The organism is Paractinoplanes abujensis, from assembly GCF_014204895.1.
GTDB lineage: Bacteria > Actinomycetota > Actinomycetes > Mycobacteriales > Micromonosporaceae > Actinoplanes > Actinoplanes abujensis.
In genome coordinates this window covers 5,901,052-5,917,741 of record NZ_JACHMF010000001.1, presented here as the reverse complement: position 1 = coordinate 5,917,741, position 16,690 = coordinate 5,901,052, and the positions used below count along the sequence as shown (strand labels likewise).

Genomic DNA, 16,690 nt, shown 5'->3' with positions numbered 1-16,690 from the left:
AGGGTCAGGAGGCGGCGGCCACGCCGGCGAACACCGACTCGACCCGCAGCTTGATGTCGACGCCGCGATCGCGCAGGAACGGGATCGGGTCGGTCGGGGTGCCGTTGACGTGGATCTCGAGGTGCAGGTGCGTGCCGTACGAGGCGCCCGTGTTGCCGACCAGGCCGATCACCTGACCCGCCTTGACCTCGTCGCCCGCCTTGACGAGCAGGCGGCGCGAGTGGGCGTAGATGACCTCGTTGCCCTCGGTGTCCTGGATCGTGATCTGGTAGCCGTAGCCACCGTAGTAACCGGCCTTGGTGACCTTGCCCGCGTGGATCGCCTTGTAAGGCATGCCCTCGGGACCGGCCAGGTCGATGCCGGCGTGCAGCTTGCCCCAGCGAACCCCGTAGGCCGAGGTGAACTGGAAGTCGTCCATCGGGAGCAGCCAGACGTCGGCCGTGGCCTCGTCGGCGCTCACCTTCTGCTTGGTGGCCGAGTCGCGGTTGTTGCTGCGGGAGGCGGCCGAGTCGTCGGCGGCGCGGTCGGCGATGGCCTCGTCGACGGACTGGACGGCGCCGTGGGCCTGCAGGGCCTGCGGGTCGACGTTCTTCTGGTCGGGGAAGTTGGACGCCGCGCCGATCGCGACGACACCGGCACCGGCGAACGCCGCGGTGACTGCGACGGCGTAGCGGCTGCGCGGAGGGGTGGGAACGCGACGACGACCCCGATAGCGATCGGGCTCAGACGACAAGCGCTGGCGCACGAACAACCCTCCGTCGGTGGCAAATCGGCGGTGGCCACAGCACCGAATTAACCGGTGAACCGTGCCCGTCCGAGCTGTCAGATCAGCGTTAACTGGTTGACAGCCGGGAGCCACGGTAACGAAACGGCTCGGGGGCCACAAGTCGAAGCGCCAAATCGCTGACACTTCCGAGTCCGCATTGCGCAGCGAATGTCCGAATTGGTCACCTTTCCTCACGCAGTTGTTCGCGTACGCGGAGTAATTGCCGAGAAAACAGATAGTGAGGTGACGCAGAATACATTTTCTGTTACCGCAGGTGATCACGGGTTCCGGTCGGGCGCTACCCCCGGGCCCGCGCGCAGGTTAACGTTGGTTCAGGTGACATCGCGGTCAGCGCTCGGAGGGTCAGATGCAGGCACGGATCAGAGTTGTCGTCGCCAAGCCGGGGCTGGACGGGCACGATCGCGGGGCGAAGGTGGTGGCCCGGGCGCTGCGCGACGCGGGCATGGAGGTGGTCTACACCGGCCTGCACCAGACGCCCGAGCAGATCGTCGAGACCGCCATTCAGGAGGACGCCGACGCGATCGGTTTGTCCGTCTTGTCCGGCGCCCACATGACATTGTTCCGCCGCGTAATTGCACTGTTGGCGGAACGTGACGCGGCCGACATCGTCGTATTCGGCGGAGGCATTATTCCGGCCGAGGACATCGCCGAATTGGAAAAACTCGGAGTGGCCCGCATTTTCACTCCCGGCGCCACTACCGCGTCCATCATCGAATGGGTACGCGCCAATGTCAGTTCACCGGTGGCCTGACCAGCCGTCCCTACTCGTTCAGTAGGTAAAGCAGGAAGCAAGGGGAGAGGCCGGACGCACCCCTCACACGTCCGGCCTCTCCATGCACGATGCCCCGCCGCCACCCCTCGACCGACAGGGCATCGGCCGCCTGCGCGCCGGCTCGCCGTAGCGTTCCGACACCACACTCAACGACGCCCTGAGAAGCTGGTTACGCACCGATTCGGGGAAATTCGGCGACTCCTGCGGCCACTCGCGGCCCAACCGTCACCGCCGCCTCCGGTGTGTGGTCTTGCACACCGCGCACCCGCGCCTTCGGGGCGGGTTCCCAGGTCGCTAGTCTGCGAATGAAGGCCCGCAGGGCCGGACATTCTTCACGCCGGCGACGCCGCTCAGAGGCCGCCGCGCACACAGGTCGGGACGCAACGGTGCGGCTTGCCGGCGCTTGGCGTCGCGAGCGAAAGGAGACACGTGGACCTGTTCGAATATCAGGGGCGCGACCTCTTCGAACGGCACGGGCTGCCCGTGCTGGGCGGTGGCGTCGCCGAGACCCCGCAGGAGGCCCGGGCGATCGCCGAGCGCCTCGGCGGCAAGGTCGTGGTCAAGGCGCAGGTCAAGGTCGGCGGTCGCGGCAAGGCGGGCGGCGTCAAGCTGGCCGACGGGGCCGACGAGGCCGAGGCCCGGGCGACCGACATCCTGGGCATGGACATCAAGGGCCACACGGTGCACAAGGTGATGCTGGCCGAGACGGCCGACATCAAGGAGGAGTACTACTTCTCCTACCTGCTCGACCGGGCCAACCGCACGTTCCTCTGCATCGCCAGCGTCGCCGGTGGCATGGAGATCGAGACGGTGGCCGAGGAGCAGCCGGAAAGGGTCGCCAAGATCGCGATCGACGCCAGCAAGGGTGTCGACGAGGCCAAGGCCCGCGAGATCGTCGCCGCCGCGCAGTATCCGGCCGAGGTCGCCGACCAGATCGTCGAGATCGCGGTCAAGCTGTGGCAGGCCTTCGTCGCCGAGGACGCCACCCTGGTCGAGGTCAACCCGCTGGCCAAGGTGGGCGACGGCCGAGTGCTGCTGCTCGACGCCAAGATCACCCTGGACGAGAACGCGTCGTTCCGGCACCCCGACCACGAGGCGCTGGTCGACCAGTCCGCGGTCGACCCGCTGGAGCAGGCGGCCAAGGCCAAGAACCTCAACTACGTGAAGCTGGACGGCGAGGTCGGCATCATCGGCAACGGCGCCGGCCTGGTCATGTCGACCCTCGACGTGGTGGCGTACGCGGGTGAGCAGCACGGCAACGTCAAGCCGGCCAACTTCCTCGACATCGGCGGCGGCGCCAGCGCCCAGGTGATGGCGAACGGCCTCGAGATCGTGCTCGGCGACCCCGCCGTGAAGTCGGTCTTCGTCAACGTCTTCGGTGGCATCACCGCGTGCGACGAGGTCGCCAACGGCATCATTCAGGCCCTCGCCCTGCTCAGTGAGCGTGGCGAGCAGGTCACCAAGCCGCTCGTGGTGCGGCTCGACGGCAACAACGCCGAGGCCGGGCGGGCCATTCTCGACGGCGCCAACAACCCGCTGGTCGAGCGAGTAGACACGATGGATGGAGCGGCCGCGCGCGCCGCCGAGCTCGCGTTTGCGGGGAAGTGACTGTCATGGCGATCTGGCTCACCAAGGACTCCAAGGTCATCGTTCAGGGCATGACCGGCTCCGAAGGCTCCAAGCACACCCGGCGCATGCTGGCCGCGGGCACCAACGTGGTCGGCGGCGTGAACCCGCGCAAGGCCGGCACGACCGTCGACTTCGACGGCACGGGGCTCCCGGTGTTCGCGTCGGTGGCCGAGGCCATCAAGGAGACCGGCGCCGACGTGTCGGTCATCTTCGTGCCGCCCGCGTTCACCAAGGCCGCGATCGTCGAGGCCATCGACGCCGAGATCCCGCTGGCCGTCGTGATCACCGAGGGCGTCCCCGTGCAGGACAGCGCGGCCGCCTGGGCGTACAACGTGGACCGCGGTCAGAAGACCCGGATCATCGGCCCGAACTGCCCGGGCATCGCCTCGCCGGGCGCCAGCAACGCCGGCATCATCCCGGCCGACATCACGCCGGGCGGCCGCATCGGCCTGGTCAGCAAGAGCGGCACGCTGACCTACCAGCTCATGTACGAGCTGCGCGACTTCGGCTTCTCGACGGCAGTCGGCATCGGTGGCGACCCGGTCATCGGCACCACCCACATCGACGCGCTCAAGGCGTTCCAGGACGACCCGGAGACCGACGCCATCGTCATGATCGGCGAGATCGGCGGCGACGCCGAGGAGCGGGCCGCCGAGTTCATCAAGGCGAACGTCACCAAGCCGGTGGTCGGCTACATCGCCGGCTTCACCGCCCCGCCCGGCAAGACCATGGGTCACGCCGGCGCGATCATCTCGGGTTCCGCGGGCACCGCGGACGCCAAGAAGGAAGCCCTCGAGGCCGCGGGCGTCAAGGTCGGCAAGACGCCGAGCGAGACCGCCCGGCTCATGCGCGAGATCATGAGCTGACGCTGGACGCCATGCGATCGGCGCGCCGTCGTCCGGGTCCGCGCGACCCGAATGACGGCGCGCCGCCGTTTCTGCGTCGCCGACCCGCCTCCGGCGTGGAAAAGTAGGCGGCGATGCCGACCACCCCCGACCGTCCCACCGACTCGGACGACCCGTACGCGGTCGCCGAGGCGGCGCAGGTCGCCCGCGAGACGGAACCGGTCGACGTCCAACGGCCCACGGAGGGCATCGACCGCCCCACCGAGGGGGTTGAGGCGCCGGCCAAGGAGCGGCGCACCGTCCTGGTCGACGAGAAGGTGCTGGCCGACCGCGAGACGGTTCAATTGCCCACCCAGCGCCGGCCGCCGCAGCGCCCCCAGCGCCGGGCCCCGCTGCCGGTGGCGGCCGCCTTCGCCACGCTCTGGGCCGCCCTGCTGTCCTATCTGCCGGTGGCCGTGGTCATCGGGCTCGCCCGCACCCTGGAGGGCAACGGCGGCCTGCTCGGCGCGGCCCACGCGGGCCTGGCCGGCTGGCTGCTCGGCCACGGTGTGCCCATCGGCACCTCGATCGGCTCCCTCGGCCTGGCCCCGCTGCTGCTCAGCATCCTCATCGTGTGGCGGCTCAACCGGGCCGGGCTGCACGTCATCCGGGCCGTCGGGGCCCGCCGTACGGGCTCGACCGTACGAGCGCTGTCAGTGGCGTTCGCCATCGGGCTGGGCTATTCGCTGCTCGGCTCGGTCTGCGCGTTGCTGGTCGACGGTCGCGGCACCGAGGTCACCCCGGCCCGCGCGGCGCTCACCTTCTTCCTGATCGGTGGGCTCGGCTCGCTGGTCGGCTCCCTGCGCGGCACCGACGCGCTCAGCGTGTGGGCGAGGCGCCTGCCCGGCGTGGTGCGCCACGGGTTACGCACGGGTGTCGTCGCGGCCCTGTTCGTGGTGGCCGCGGGAGCCGGCGTCACCGGGCTCTCGGTCGCGATCGGCGGCGGGCAGGCGGCCGACATGATCTCGAACTATCGCACCGGCGTGGCCGGTCAGGCCGGCCTCACCCTGGTCAGCCTGGCCTACGGGGCGAACGGCGTGATCTGGGCGTCGGCGTATCTGCTCGGCCCCGGCTTCGCGCTCGGCACCGGATCGGTGATCCGGCTCACCGAGGTGACGGCCGATCGGCTCCCCGCCCTGCCGTTGCTGGCCGGGCTGCCCGACGGCCCGATGGGAGCGACCGGCACCCTGCTGCTGGCCCTGCCCGTGCTGGCCGGTCTGGCCGCGGGCTGGCTGCTCGTGCTCCGCCTGACCCGCGAGGCCCGCGACGGCAAGGGCGCACCGGCCTGGTCGCTGGTGATCGGCAGCGGCCTGCTGGCCGGCCCGGCCGCGGGCGTGGTGCTCGGGCTGCTGGCCAAGGTCTCCGGCGGGCCGCTGGGCGACGGCCGGCTGGCCACCGTCGGCCCCGACCCGTGGGCGGTCGGCCTGGTCGCGACGGCCGTGCTCGCCGTCTCGGTGGCCCTGGGCGCGGCCGGCACCAGATTGTTCGTCAAAGCATGACGGGCCGGCGCGCATCCGCGCCGGCCCGCATCAGAACCCGTACGGGGTCAGTTGGTGCTGTTCTGGTCGATCCAGGTCTGCCAGTCGAACGTGTTGGCCCAGATGCTCAGGATGAGGACCGCGAGGCCGAGCACCACGCCGACGATGGAGCAGATGAGACCGGCCTTGGCCTGGCTACGGTTGCTGGCCAGACCCTGGTTCGCCTTCTGCAGGCCGAGGTAGCTGAACACGCCGCCGACGATGCCGACGATCATGCCGATCCAGGCGCAGCAGGCGAGCGGGATCGAGATGATGCCGACGATCATGCCGACGAGGCCGAAGGTGTTCTGCTGGCCCTGCGGCTGAGCGGCGGGGTCGCCTCCGGGCGGACCGTAGTAAGGGGGCGGAGGTGTCGTCACGAGAATCTTCCTTTACGGCGTACGGAGAAAGTCTTCGAATATCGGAAGGACCGGCAGCGTAACCGATGATCAGCGGTTTCGCCTGCCCCATGGCCCACCCGATGTCGGCTGATCGACTTACCGGCGATAGGGTTTCCGGGTGACCGACCCCGCGCCCGCCCGCCTGGTCGTCCTCGTCTCCGGTTCGGGCAGCAACCTGCAGGCCCTGCTCGACGCCTCCGCCGACCCCGCCTACGGCGCCCAGGTCGTGGCCGTGGGGGCCGACCGTGACGGCATCGCCGGTCTCGACCGCGCCGCCGCGGCCGGTGTGCCGACTTTCGTCGACGCGGTGAAGGCCTACGAGACGCGTGACGATTGGGATGCCGCCCTTGCCGCCCACGTCGCCGAGTTCAAGCCCGACCTGGTCGTCTCGGCCGGCTTCCTCAAGCTCGTCGGGCCGCAGTTCCTGGCCGCGTTCGGCGATCGTTACATCAACACGCACAACGCGCTGCTGCCGTCGTTCCCCGGCATTCACGGGCCGCGCGACGCGCTCGCCTACGGCGTCAAGATCGCCGGGGCGACCCTCTTCTTCGTCGACGCCGGCGTCGACACCGGCCCGATCATCGCCCAGGTCGCGGTGCCCGTGCTCGACGACGACACGGAAGACACGCTGACCGAGCGGATCAAGGTGGCCGAGCGGGCCCAGCTGGTCGAGTTCGTCGGCCGCCTGGTGCGCGAGGGCTGGACCATTCAGAACAGGAAGGTACGCATTCCATGAGCGTCTCCGACGAGGGCCGCCGCCCGATCAAGCGGGCACTGCTGAGCGTTTACGACAAGACCGGCCTCGTCGAGCTGGCCCAGGCGCTCGCCGCGGCCGGCGTCGAGATCGTCTCCACCGGCTCGACCGCCTCCACCGTCGAGGCCGCCGGTGTCCCCGTCACCCGGGTCGAGCAGCTCACCGGCTTCCCCGAGACCCTCGACGGCCGGGTCAAGACGCTGCACCCCCGCGTGCACGCCGGTCTGCTGGCCGACCTGCGCCTCGACACCCACGCCGCGCAGCTCGCCGAGCTCGACGTCCAGCCGTTCGAGCTACTGGTCAGCAACCTCTATCCGTTCACGCAGACGGTGGCGTCGGGCGCGAGCGTCGACGAGTGCGTCGAGCAGATCGACATCGGCGGCCCGGCCATGGTGCGCGCGGCCGCGAAGAACCACCCGTCCGTCGCCGTCGTCACGGCCGTGGAGGCGTACGGGCTGGTCTCGGAGGCCCTGCAGAACGGCGGCTTCACGCTGACCCAGCGCAAGGCGCTCGCGGCCCGGGCCTTCGCCGACATCGCGGAGTACGACGTCGCCGTGGCCAATTGGACGGCTACCACGCTGGTCGAGGAGGAGGGCTTCGCCGGGTTCACGGGCATCGCGCTCAAGAAGCAGAACACGCTGCGCTACGGCGAGAACCCGCACCAGCAGGCCGCGCTCTACACCGACCCCAACGCGCCCGCCGGGCTGGCCCAGGCCGAGCTGGTGCACGGCGGCGAGCTGTCGTTCAACAACTACGTCGACGCCGACGCCGCCTGGCGCAGCGCCAACGACTTCACCGAGCCCTGCGTGGCCATCATCAAACACGCCAACCCGTGCGGCATCGCGATCGGCGCCGACATCGCCGACGCCCACCGCAAGGCCAACGACTGCGACCCGGTGTCGGCGTTCGGCGGCGTCATCGCGGCCAACCGCGTCGTCACCGAGGCGCTGGCCAAGCAGCTCGACGGCATCTTCACCGAGGTGATCGTGGCCCCGGCCTATGAGGAGGCCGCGCTCGACATCTTCCGCACCAAGAAGAAGCTGCGCGTGCTGATCGCCCCCGCCTGGGCCCCCGCGCCGATCGAGATCAAGCAGGTCGGCGGGGGCATGCTGGCGCAGACGGCCGACCGGATCGACGCGCCCGGCGACGACCCGGCCGGGTGGACGCTGGCCACCGGCGAGGCGGTCTCGGCCGACGACCTGGCCGACCTGGCGTTCGCCTGGCGCGCCATCCGCAGCGTCAAGAGCAACGCGATCCTGCTGGCCTCGGACGGTGCGACCGTCGGCGTCGGCATGGGCCAGGTCAACCGAGTCGACGCCGCGCACTTGGCGGTCAGCCGGGCCGGGGCCGACCGGGCCAAGGGCAGCGTGGCCGCGTCCGACGCGTTCTTCCCGTTCCCCGACGGGCTCGAGGTGCTGCTTGCGGCGGGCGTGAAGGCGGTCGTGCAGCCGGGCGGCTCGATCCGCGACGACCAGGTGATCGAGGCCGCCAAGAAGGCCGGAGTCACCCTCTACCTGACCGGCACGCGGCACTTCTTCCACGGCTGACATGGAACTCGTACAGGACACCACGTTCCGGGGCTGCGACTGGGCCCTGGAAGAAGTGGCCGGTGCCCGGTACGAGGACTGTGCGTTCCACGACGTCGACTGGTCGGAGGCGCGGCTCACCGGCTGCGTCTTCACCAACTGCACGTTCGGCAACGTCCGGTTCAACGCGGCAGTCCTGCAACGCGTGGCGATCATGCAGTCGACGCTGCAGCGCTGCTCGTTCTTCGACGCCGAGCTGACCGACTGCAAACTGACCGGCTCCCGGTTCCTCGACTGCGGGCTGCGGCCGTTGAAGGTTGACGGAGGCGACTGGGGTTTCGTCTCGCTGAGCGGACAGAATCTGACCGGGGTGAGCCTGGGCGGACTACGGTTGCGGGAGGCCGACCTGGCGGGCGCCGACCTCAGCCGGGCCGACCTGCGCGGGGCCGACCTGTCCCACGCCCGGCTCACCGGCGTGACCCTCCAGGGAGCCGACCTGCGCGGCGCCGACCTGGACGGCGTCGAGCTGCGCGGGGTCGACCTGACCGGGGCGAAGATCGACCTCGGCCAGGCAGTGCAGTTCGCCACCGCGTACGGCGCGACAGTGGCTTAACTCGCGTTGAGGCGACCGGCCGGTAATACGCCGGTAACCGACTGATAGCGTCCGGAAAAATTGTCCCGGGAATGGGAGTGAGAGAGCTATGGGCAAGAAGGTAACCGTCGTAGGTGCCGGTTTCTACGGCTCGACGACCGCGCAGCGACTGGCCGAGTACGACATCTTCGAGACCGTGGTGCTCACCGACATCATCGACGGCAAGCCCGCCGGCCTGGCGCTCGACATGAACCAGTCCCGGCCGATCGAGGGCTTCGAGACCAAGATCGTCGGCGTCACCACCGGCCCCAACGGCGAGGGCTACGAGGCCATCGAGGGCTCCGACGTCGTCGTCGTGACCGCCGGCCTGCCCCGCAAGCCCGGCATGAGCCGCATGGACCTGCTCGAGGTCAACGCGAAGATCGTGCGCCAGGTCGCCGAGAACATCGCCAAGTACGCCCCCAACGCCGTCGTCATCGTCGTGTCGAACCCGGTCGACGAGATGACCGCGCTGGCCCAGCTGGCCACCCAGTTCCCCAAGAACAGGGTCTTCGGCCAGGCCGGCGTGCTCGACACCGCCCGCTTCACCAACTCGATCGCCGAGACGCTGAACGTGCCGGTCAAGAGCGTCAAGGCGCTCACGCTGGGCTCGCACGGCGACACCATGGTCCCGGTCCCGTCGCGCTGCACCGTCGACGGCAAGCCGCTCTCCGAGCTGCTCCCGGCCGACAAGATCGAGGAGCTCGTCGTCCGCACCCGCAACGGTGGCGCCGAGGTCGTCGCGCTGCTCAAGACCGGCTCGGCGTACTACGCGCCGTCCGCTGCGGCCGCCCGCATGGCCAAGGCCGTCGTCGAGGACTCCGGCGCCGTGCTGCCGGTCTGCGCCTGGGTCGAGGGCGAATACGGCATCTCCGGCGTCTACCTGGGTGTCGAGGCGCAGATCGGCGCCGAGGGCATCAAGAAGGTCGTCGAGGACAAGCTGACCGACACCGAGATCGCTGGCCTCAAGGAGGCCGCCGAGGCGGTGCGGGCCAAGCAGGCGGACGTCGCCAACCTCTGAGTTCCTGACGAGGGAAGGCCGGGACCATCTGGTTCCGGCCTTTTCTCGTACGCGTTGTGACCGCCGCAGAAGCGGTTATGAGATGAACTCCGGCCCGAGGTGCGAGACGGCAAGCGTCGCTCCCCGGTTCCGCGCCTCGTCCAGCGCCCCGGTTCGCGACCGGCCGGCCTGATCCGGGTCCATGTCACTGGCGTACGGCAGATCGGGGTCGGTCAGCTGGATGGCGTGGACCAGCAGGTCGCCGGTGACGAGCAGGCTGTCGTCGCCCGACTCGACCCACACCGACTGGTGGCCCGGGGTGTGCCCGGGTGTCGGCACCACGCGAACCCCCGGCGCCAGCACCCGCTCGCCCGTGATCGCCTCCAGCCGTCCCGCCGCCCGCAGCGGCTCGACGAGCAGGTCGTACTGCCCCGCATGCGCGCGGTTAAGGGCGTACGCGTCGATGTCGGCCTGCTGCATGACGACGCGGGCCTCGGTGAACGGCGAGTCGCGCGGCACGGCCCACCCCATGTGGTCGTTGTGCAGGTGCGTCAGCACGATCGCCGACACGTCACCCGGCGCGATGCCCGCCTCGGCCAGCGCGTCGGGCAGGCGCCCCGGAACCGGCGCCCAGTCGGCGGCGAGCGACCCGGCCGGCCCGATACCCGCGTCGACCAGGATCACCGGGCCGCTCCCGACCCGTACGGCATAACTCCGAAACCGCAGCAGCCACTCACCGCCCACTGAGCGCGCGGCGGGGTCGAATGTGTCGGCCGCCGCCCACTGCTCCGCCGTCGCCGTGGGAAACGCCTGTTCACGTGGGGCAAAGAACGGCCCTGCCGCATCCTCGAGAGCGATGACCGTGAGTTGGCCCACGGTGTGAGTCACTGGCATGTGCCCATTCTGGCGGCGTTGTCCGGCCCGCGTTGTCCCGTGGACAACCGCCCGGGGTACCGAAGAACCGAGCACCGATCGCGGGAAGCGACGACACTGGGGTCGGCGAAGGACGAATGCGAGTCCTGCAGTACGCTCGTACTGCTAAGCACGGTTTTCGGGAGAGGAGCGCCGGCCGCATGGCGAAAATCAAGGTCACAAACCCGGTCGTGGAGCTCGACGGCGACGAGATGACCCGGATCATCTGGAAGCAGATCCGGGAGCAGCTGATCCTGCCCTACCTGGACGTCCCGCTCGAGTACTACGACCTGTCGATCCAGTACCGCGACGAGACCGACGACCAGGTGACGATCGACGCGGCCAACGCCATCAAGCAGCACGGCGTCGGCGTCAAATGCGCCACGATCACCCCGGACGAGGCCCGCGTCGAGGAGTTCGGCCTCAAGAAGATGTGGCGGTCGCCCAACGGCACCATCCGCAACATCCTCGGCGGCGTCGTCTTCCGCGAGCCGATCATCATGCAGAACGTGCCGCGGCTGGTGCCGGGCTGGACCAAGCCGATCATCATCGGCCGCCACGCCCACGGCGACCAGTACAAGGCCACCGACTTCGTCGCGCCCAGCGCCGGCAAGTTCACCATGACCTTCACGCCCTCCGACGGCTCGGAGCCGATCGAGTTCCACGTGGCCGACTTCCCGGCCGGCGGCGTCGGCATGGGAATGTACAACTACGACAACTCGATCCGCGACTTCGCGCGCGCCTCGTTCCGGTACGGGCTGGCCCGCAACTACCCGGTCTACCTGTCGACGAAGAACACGATCCTCAAGGCGTACGACGGTCGCTTCAAGGACCTGTTCGCCGAGGTCTTCGAGAGCGAGTTCGCCGAGGAGTTCAAGGCGAAGGGCCTCACCTACGAGCACCGGCTGATCGACGACATGGTCGCGGCCGCGATGAAGTGGGAGGGCGGCTACGTCTGGGCCTGCAAGAACTACGACGGTGACGTGCAGTCCGACACCGTGGCCCAGGGCTTCGGCTCGCTCGGCCTGATGACCTCCGTGCTGATGACGCCGGACGGCAAGACCGTCGAGGCCGAGGCCGCGCACGGCACGGTCACCCGGCACTACCGGCAGTGGCAGAAGGGCGAGAAGACGTCGACCAACCCGATCGCGTCGATCTTCGCCTGGACCGGCGGCCTCAAGCACCGCGGCATCCTCGACGGCACCCCCGCGGTGACCGAGTTCGCCGAGACGCTGGAGAAGGTCTGCATCGAGACCGTCGAGGGCGGCCAGATGACCAAGGACCTCGCGCTGCTCATCTCGCGCGACGCCCCGTGGCTGTCGACCGACGAGTTCATGAACGCGCTCGACGAGAACCTGGCGCGCAAGCTCGCCGCCTGATCGTTTCGTCGTCAGCGGGCCGCCGGGATTTCCCGGCGGCCCGTTTTCGTCACGGTCGAAGGCGATATGCAGAAAGACGCATGTTTGACTCCGTAACCGGTGGTTATACGAGTCGTTCTCCATGCAGAACGGATGACGGTCGCGGCGCCGAGGGGTCGCCCACCGGTCCGGCCGCCTTGTCCCGGGCGCCGACCGGTTCCCTCAGACCGACGTGACCGACGTAGGCGCCCGCACGCGCCTGCCGTCCCTTCCCTGCGGGGGGTCCTGTCCCGGGCCCCCCGCCCCTCTATCCACAGCCCTGTGGACAACTCAGCGCCGCGAGGCGCAGGTCACGCACATCGTGGCGAAAGGGCGAATTTCCAGGCGCTCGGAGGGGATTGCCGAACCGCACGACTCGCAGAGGCCGTAGGTGCCGGCGTCCAGGCGGGCGAGGGCCTCGTTGACGGCGGCCAGCTGGGTGCGGGCGGCGGTGAGGACGGCGGTCAGCTGGGCCCGTTCGTAGGCGATGGTCGCGCCCTCGGGGTCGTGTTCGTCGTCGGCGTTGTCGGCTCGGGAAGCCTCGAACAGGGCGTGCAGGTCGGCGTCGAGCGTGGCGATCTCGAGCTCCGCCTCGGCGCGCAGGCGGTCCAAGGCGGAGCGGTGGTCCATCAGATCTCGCGCAGCAACTGGGCGGCCTTCTCGGGCACGACGTCGTTGATGAAGACACCCATCGCCGACTCGGAGCCGGCCAGGAACTTCAGCTTGTCGGCCGCGCGGCGGATGCTGAACAGCTGCAGGTGCAGGTAGCCGAGGTCACGCCCCTCGCCCACGACCGCCTGGTGCCAGGCCGAGATGTACGGCATCGGCCGGCCGAACAACCCGTCGAAGCGGCGCAGCAGGTCCAGGTAGAGCGGCCCGAACGCGTCCCGCTCGGCGTCGGACAGCGCGGGGATGTCGGCCAGTTTCCGGTGCGGGGCCAGGTGCACCTCGAACGGCCAGCGCGCGGCGGCCGGCACGTACGCCGTCCAGTGCTCGTTGGCCGCGACGATCCGGGTGCCGTCGGCGCGTTCGGCCGCCAGCACGTCGGTGTAGAGGTCGTTACCCGTACGGGCCAGGTGAGCCCGGGCGGCGGCCAGCATGGCCCGGGTGCGCGGAGGCACGGTGGGGTACGCGTAGATCTGGCCGTGCGGGTGGTGCAGGGTCACGCCGATCTCGACGCCGCGGTTCTCGAACGGGAAGACCTGCGCGACCCCGTCCACCTGGGACAGCGCGGTGGTCCGGTCGGCCAGCGCGTCGACCACCGTCCGTACGCGGGAAGGGGTCAAAGCGCCGAACGAGCTGTTGTGGTCGCTGGTGAAGCACACGACCTCGCACCGCCCGAGACCGGGCCGCACCGGAACCATCGGCGTGACCTCGGTGATCTCATCGGGCAGTACGCGGTCGCTGAACGACGGGAACTGGTTCTCGAAGACGACCACGTCGTAGTCGGGGGCCGGGATCTCGCTCGCGAACCGCGGCCCGGTCGGACACAGTGGACAGGCGTCGCTCGGCGGCAGGAACGTGCGGGTCTGCCGGTGTGCGGCGATGGCCACCCACTCGTCGACCAGGGGGTCGTAGCGCAGCTGCGAGGCCGGCGGCGGGGGCGGGAGCTGCCGCGTGTCCGCGTGACCGGCCCGGTGGGTCTGTGCCTCCTCGTTGAAGTAGATCAGTTCGCGCCCGTCGGAGAGACGGATGGCCGTACGGCTCTTGAACGTCACTGGGAGCTCACAACCACGAGGTCGGGGACTGTCTCGGACAGCAGGGTGCGGGCGGCTTCGTCGAGCCCGTCGTCGGTGATCAGCACGTCGGCCCGTTCGAGGGGGACGATCGAGGAGATGCCCACCGTGCCCCACTTGGTGTGGTCGGCCAGCACGACGAGGCGTTCGGCCGCCTCGACCAGCGCGCGGTTGACGTCGGCTTCCATCAGGTTGGGCGTGGTGTAGCCGGCCCGTTCGCTCATCCCGTGCACGCCGAGGAACAGCATGTCGAGGTGGAGCGTGCCGATCGCGGCCACGGCGACCGGGCCGACGAGCGCGTCCGACGGCGTGCGGGTGCCGCCGGTCAGCACGACGGTCTGGTCGGGGCGGCCGGCGCGGTAGAAGATGTCGGCGACCGGGATCGAATTGGTCACCACGGTCAGCGAGGGCACGTCGACCAGGCGCTGGGCGAGGCCGGCGGTGGTGGTGCCCGCGGAGAGCGCGATCGCGTCGCCGGGGGAGACCAGTGCGGCGGCCCGCATGGCCATGGCGGCCTTCTCCGTACGCTGGCGCACGCTCTTGGCCGCGAAGCCGGGCTCGTGGGCCGAGCCCGGGCTGACCGTCGTCGCTCCGCCGTGTACCTTCGCCAGCAGGCCACGGTCGGCCAGCGATTCGAGGTCGCGGCGGATGGTCATGTCGGAGACGCCGTATTCCGCGGCGAGCTCGCTGACCCGGACGCCGCCGGCGGCCCGGACCCGGTCGAGAATGGCTGCTTGTCGCTGCTGGGCAAGCATCAGCGGACCTCCGCCGGGAACCGCACTAAATCGAACACGCCCGAACACTACCTGGCGTAGGGGCGTGAGCGAAAGAGTCAGTTAGATACCTCGCCCGCGCTTGTGCAACGCGGAGAGAACGTTCTCAACTTTCACTGCTCCGGTCATTGCCGCAAGGGCAATCGCCGTACGAGGTTCCTTCCAGTTCGCCCGTACGGCCTCCTTGCTGAACTGCCACGCCTGACTGCGGTTGCCGGTGGCCGCCGACCAGCAGGCCAGCTGCCCGTAGACGCGGGCCGCGCCGGGCTTGCAGCCGCTGATCTCGGGGTGGCGTTGCATCATCCAGCGCAACGAGCTGATCTTGGTCGCGTACTCGTAGGCGTAGTGCGACGTGCGTCCCCACAGGACCCGGACGAGGGGCTCGTCGAGGTGCACGATCGGGGTCCGGCGGGCCGCCCGCAGCAGCAGGTCCCAATCCTCGTTCTGGCTGCCCGGGGCGTCCTCGGCCACCAGCCCGATCGCCTCCGGCACGAGCGCCGAGCGCCGGATCAGGAACGACGACGAGTGCAGCATCGCCATCCGGGAGCGGGCCAGCTCGTCGATCGTGACGCGGCTGCGCCCGGCCAGCCGGGGTGTGCACTTGCCCTCGTACTCGACCTCGATCGCACATGTGGCGAACTCGGCCTCCGGCTCGGCCAGCACCGCCGCCACCTGCCGCCGCAGCTTGTCCGGCTGCCACACGTCGTCGTCGTCGCAGAACGCCACGAACTCGGTGTCCAGCGCCAGGATCCCGGTGTTGCGCGCCCCGGCCAGCCCCGACGTCCGCCAGTTGGTCAGGACCAGCACCTGGACGCCCTCGGTCGAGGCGAGCAGGTAGTCGGGCTCGGTCTGGTCGTAGACCACCAGCACCTTGAGCTCACCCGGGTAGTGCTGGTCGCGCACCGACGCGATCGCCTTGCGCACGAGTTCGGGGCGGTTGCGGGTGGGGATCACGACCCCGACGGACGGCCAGTTCATCGGGTCTCCTCCGACGTCGACGACAGTGAGAGCGGATATCCGTAGGCACGCAGCATGGGCGCGCAGACCGTGCCGACCAGGCGCCGCTGGTTGCGGGGCAGCGAGCGCTTCCAGGCGTCGTCGCGGCGCAGCGGCAGCCGCCCCACGGTGAAGCGCATCGGGTTGCCAGCGGCGCTGTGCCCGACGCGCAGGTCGGCGTAGCCGTCGCCGACGAAGTTCAGGTCCTCGGGCATCAGGCGCAGCCCGGCGAAGTCGCCGAGGGCCGACAGCCGCGAACGCGGGTCCTGCAGGAACTCCTCGTAGCGCAGCCGGTGCATCGGCACCCCGCGCTTGGCGAGCAGCCCGAAGGCAGCGTTGTGAGCGTTCCACAAAAGCGCCGAGCGGCCGGGGGAGTAGCGGGTCATCTCGTCCGCGCCGTCCGTCTCCGGGCGGGTCACCTTCTTGGTCCACGAGTACGCCACCCCGCGCGCGTCCCGTACGACGTGCACCACGCGCAGGTCGATCTCGGGTGCCCAGCGCAGCACGTGGGCCAGCGCGGAGTGCTTCGAGGAGTCGACGACCGTACGGGCTCCGGAGACCTCCGCCGCCGCCTTGTAGACCCGCGCGTAGAAGTGTGCGTACTCGTACACCTCGTCGGGCGCCTCCACCGCGGTCGCCAGTCTGGGGATGTGCCGGGTGCGTTCGACCGCGTCGCGCAGCCGGTGCACCCGGTCGATGTCCACGTTGTGCCAGCCCCCGAACGCGTACTGGCCGACGCGCTTCCAGAACGTGCAGGCGGAGAATCGGGCGCCGCAGCCGCAGCGCTCGTCGTCGCGGATGTCGCGCTGCCAGAGGTGCACCACCTCGCCCAGCGCGCAGACTCCGGGCAGTTCGCCTAGCAGGCGTTCGACGAGTGTTGTCCCACTTCGCCCTAATCCACCCAGAAATAGCACCCGTGCCACTTTGGCCCACCTTCGCTCGTTTCGCTCCTATAACGAGCCAACAACCGCGAAG

The 16,690-nt window shown here is 69.8% G+C and carries 17 protein-coding genes; 9 read left to right on the top strand and 8 right to left on the bottom strand.

Translation table 11 applies throughout. From position 1 onward, the window contains the following. Positions 1-4: 4 nt before the first annotated feature. Positions 5-745, bottom strand: coding sequence for a M23 family metallopeptidase (locus tag BKA14_RS26955; RefSeq protein WP_184953636.1), 741 nt, complete (start codon positions 743-745; stop codon positions 5-7). A gap of 388 nt (positions 746-1,133) precedes the next feature. Here BKA14_RS26955 and icmB point away from each other — a divergent pair, with 388 nt between their 5' ends. The 4 genes from icmB to BKA14_RS26935 all read left to right on the top strand — a co-directional run bounded on the left by icmB (position 1,134) and on the right by BKA14_RS26935 (position 5,571). Further along, positions 1,134-1,538, top strand: coding sequence for a coenzyme B12-dependent isobutyryl CoA mutase small subunit (gene icmB, locus BKA14_RS26950; RefSeq protein WP_184953635.1), 405 nt, complete (start codon positions 1,134-1,136; stop codon positions 1,536-1,538). Positions 1,539-1,988: 450 nt separating this feature from the next. After that, entirely contained in the window at positions 1,989-3,167 is a 1,179-nt protein-coding gene (gene sucC, locus BKA14_RS26945) for an ADP-forming succinate--CoA ligase subunit beta (protein WP_184953634.1), read from the top strand. 5 nt (positions 3,168-3,172) lie between these two features. Continuing rightward, positions 3,173-4,054, top strand: a complete 882-nt coding sequence (gene sucD, locus BKA14_RS26940) for a succinate--CoA ligase subunit alpha (RefSeq protein WP_184953633.1) — start codon at positions 3,173-3,175, stop codon at positions 4,052-4,054. Positions 4,055-4,167: 113 nt separating this feature from the next. Beyond that, positions 4,168-5,571, top strand: coding sequence for a cell division protein PerM (locus BKA14_RS26935; protein ID WP_184953632.1), 1,404 nt, complete (start codon positions 4,168-4,170; stop codon positions 5,569-5,571). Between the two features lie 47 nt (positions 5,572-5,618). On the opposite strand, the gene BKA14_RS26930 is transcribed toward BKA14_RS26935, so the two are convergent. After that, a complete protein-coding gene (locus BKA14_RS26930; protein ID WP_184953631.1) occupies positions 5,619-5,969 on the bottom strand; it encodes a DUF4190 domain-containing protein in 351 nt (116 codons plus the stop codon). A 139-nt stretch (positions 5,970-6,108) separates the two neighbouring features. On the opposite strand from BKA14_RS26930, the gene purN reads away from it, so the two are divergent. From purN to mdh, 4 genes are all read left to right on the top strand, one after another. Further along, positions 6,109-6,726: a phosphoribosylglycinamide formyltransferase gene (gene purN / locus BKA14_RS26925; RefSeq protein WP_184953630.1), complete on the top strand. Its 618-nt coding sequence runs from the start codon at positions 6,109-6,111 to the stop codon at positions 6,724-6,726. After that, positions 6,723-8,291, top strand: a complete 1,569-nt coding sequence (purH, locus tag BKA14_RS26920; protein WP_184953629.1) for a bifunctional phosphoribosylaminoimidazolecarboxamide formyltransferase/IMP cyclohydrolase — start codon at positions 6,723-6,725, stop codon at positions 8,289-8,291. The genes purN and purH overlap by 4 nt, the downstream gene beginning before the upstream one ends. Before the next feature lies 1 nt (position 8,292). Beyond that, positions 8,293-8,883, top strand: coding sequence for a pentapeptide repeat-containing protein (locus BKA14_RS26915; RefSeq protein ID WP_184953628.1), 591 nt, complete (start codon positions 8,293-8,295; stop codon positions 8,881-8,883). A gap of 88 nt (positions 8,884-8,971) precedes the next feature. Next, complete coding sequence (mdh, locus tag BKA14_RS26910; RefSeq protein WP_184953627.1) at positions 8,972-9,922, top strand: malate dehydrogenase; 951 nt, start codon at positions 8,972-8,974, stop codon at positions 9,920-9,922. 75 nt (positions 9,923-9,997) lie between these two features. Here mdh and BKA14_RS26905 read toward each other — a convergent pair whose 3' ends face one another. Continuing rightward, the gene (locus BKA14_RS26905) at positions 9,998-10,795 is read right to left on the bottom strand and encodes an MBL fold metallo-hydrolase (protein ID WP_184953626.1); all 798 of its coding nucleotides are present in this window, start codon (positions 10,793-10,795) and stop codon (positions 9,998-10,000) included. A gap of 179 nt (positions 10,796-10,974) precedes the next feature. Here BKA14_RS26905 and BKA14_RS26900 point away from each other — a divergent pair, with 179 nt between their 5' ends. After that, the gene (locus BKA14_RS26900) at positions 10,975-12,192 is read left to right on the top strand and encodes an NADP-dependent isocitrate dehydrogenase (RefSeq protein ID WP_184953625.1); all 1,218 of its coding nucleotides are present in this window, start codon (positions 10,975-10,977) and stop codon (positions 12,190-12,192) included. Between the two features lie 309 nt (positions 12,193-12,501). Here the strand turns inward: BKA14_RS26900 and BKA14_RS26895 are convergent, their stop codons facing one another. From BKA14_RS26895 to BKA14_RS26875, 5 genes are all read right to left on the bottom strand, one after another. Then, complete coding sequence (locus BKA14_RS26895) at positions 12,502-12,840, bottom strand: TraR/DksA family transcriptional regulator (protein WP_184953624.1); 339 nt, start codon at positions 12,838-12,840, stop codon at positions 12,502-12,504. Beyond that, on the bottom strand, positions 12,840-13,928 hold the full coding sequence (gene galT / locus BKA14_RS26890; RefSeq protein ID WP_184953623.1) for a galactose-1-phosphate uridylyltransferase: 1,089 nt from the start codon (positions 13,926-13,928) through the stop codon (positions 12,840-12,842). Before galT ends, BKA14_RS26895 begins: the two co-directional genes overlap by 1 nt. Continuing rightward, the gene (locus BKA14_RS26885) at positions 13,925-14,701 is read right to left on the bottom strand and encodes a DeoR/GlpR family DNA-binding transcription regulator (RefSeq protein WP_184953622.1); all 777 of its coding nucleotides are present in this window, start codon (positions 14,699-14,701) and stop codon (positions 13,925-13,927) included. Before BKA14_RS26885 ends, galT begins: the two co-directional genes overlap by 4 nt. 81 nt (positions 14,702-14,782) lie before the next feature. Next, positions 14,783-15,697, bottom strand: a complete 915-nt coding sequence (locus tag BKA14_RS26880; protein ID WP_184953621.1) for a glycosyltransferase family A protein — start codon at positions 15,695-15,697, stop codon at positions 14,783-14,785. Continuing rightward, positions 15,694-16,638, bottom strand: coding sequence for a sulfotransferase (locus BKA14_RS26875; protein WP_184953620.1), 945 nt, complete (start codon positions 16,636-16,638; stop codon positions 15,694-15,696). The genes BKA14_RS26880 and BKA14_RS26875 overlap by 4 nt, the downstream gene beginning before the upstream one ends. Between the last annotated feature and the right edge of the window lie 52 nt (positions 16,639-16,690).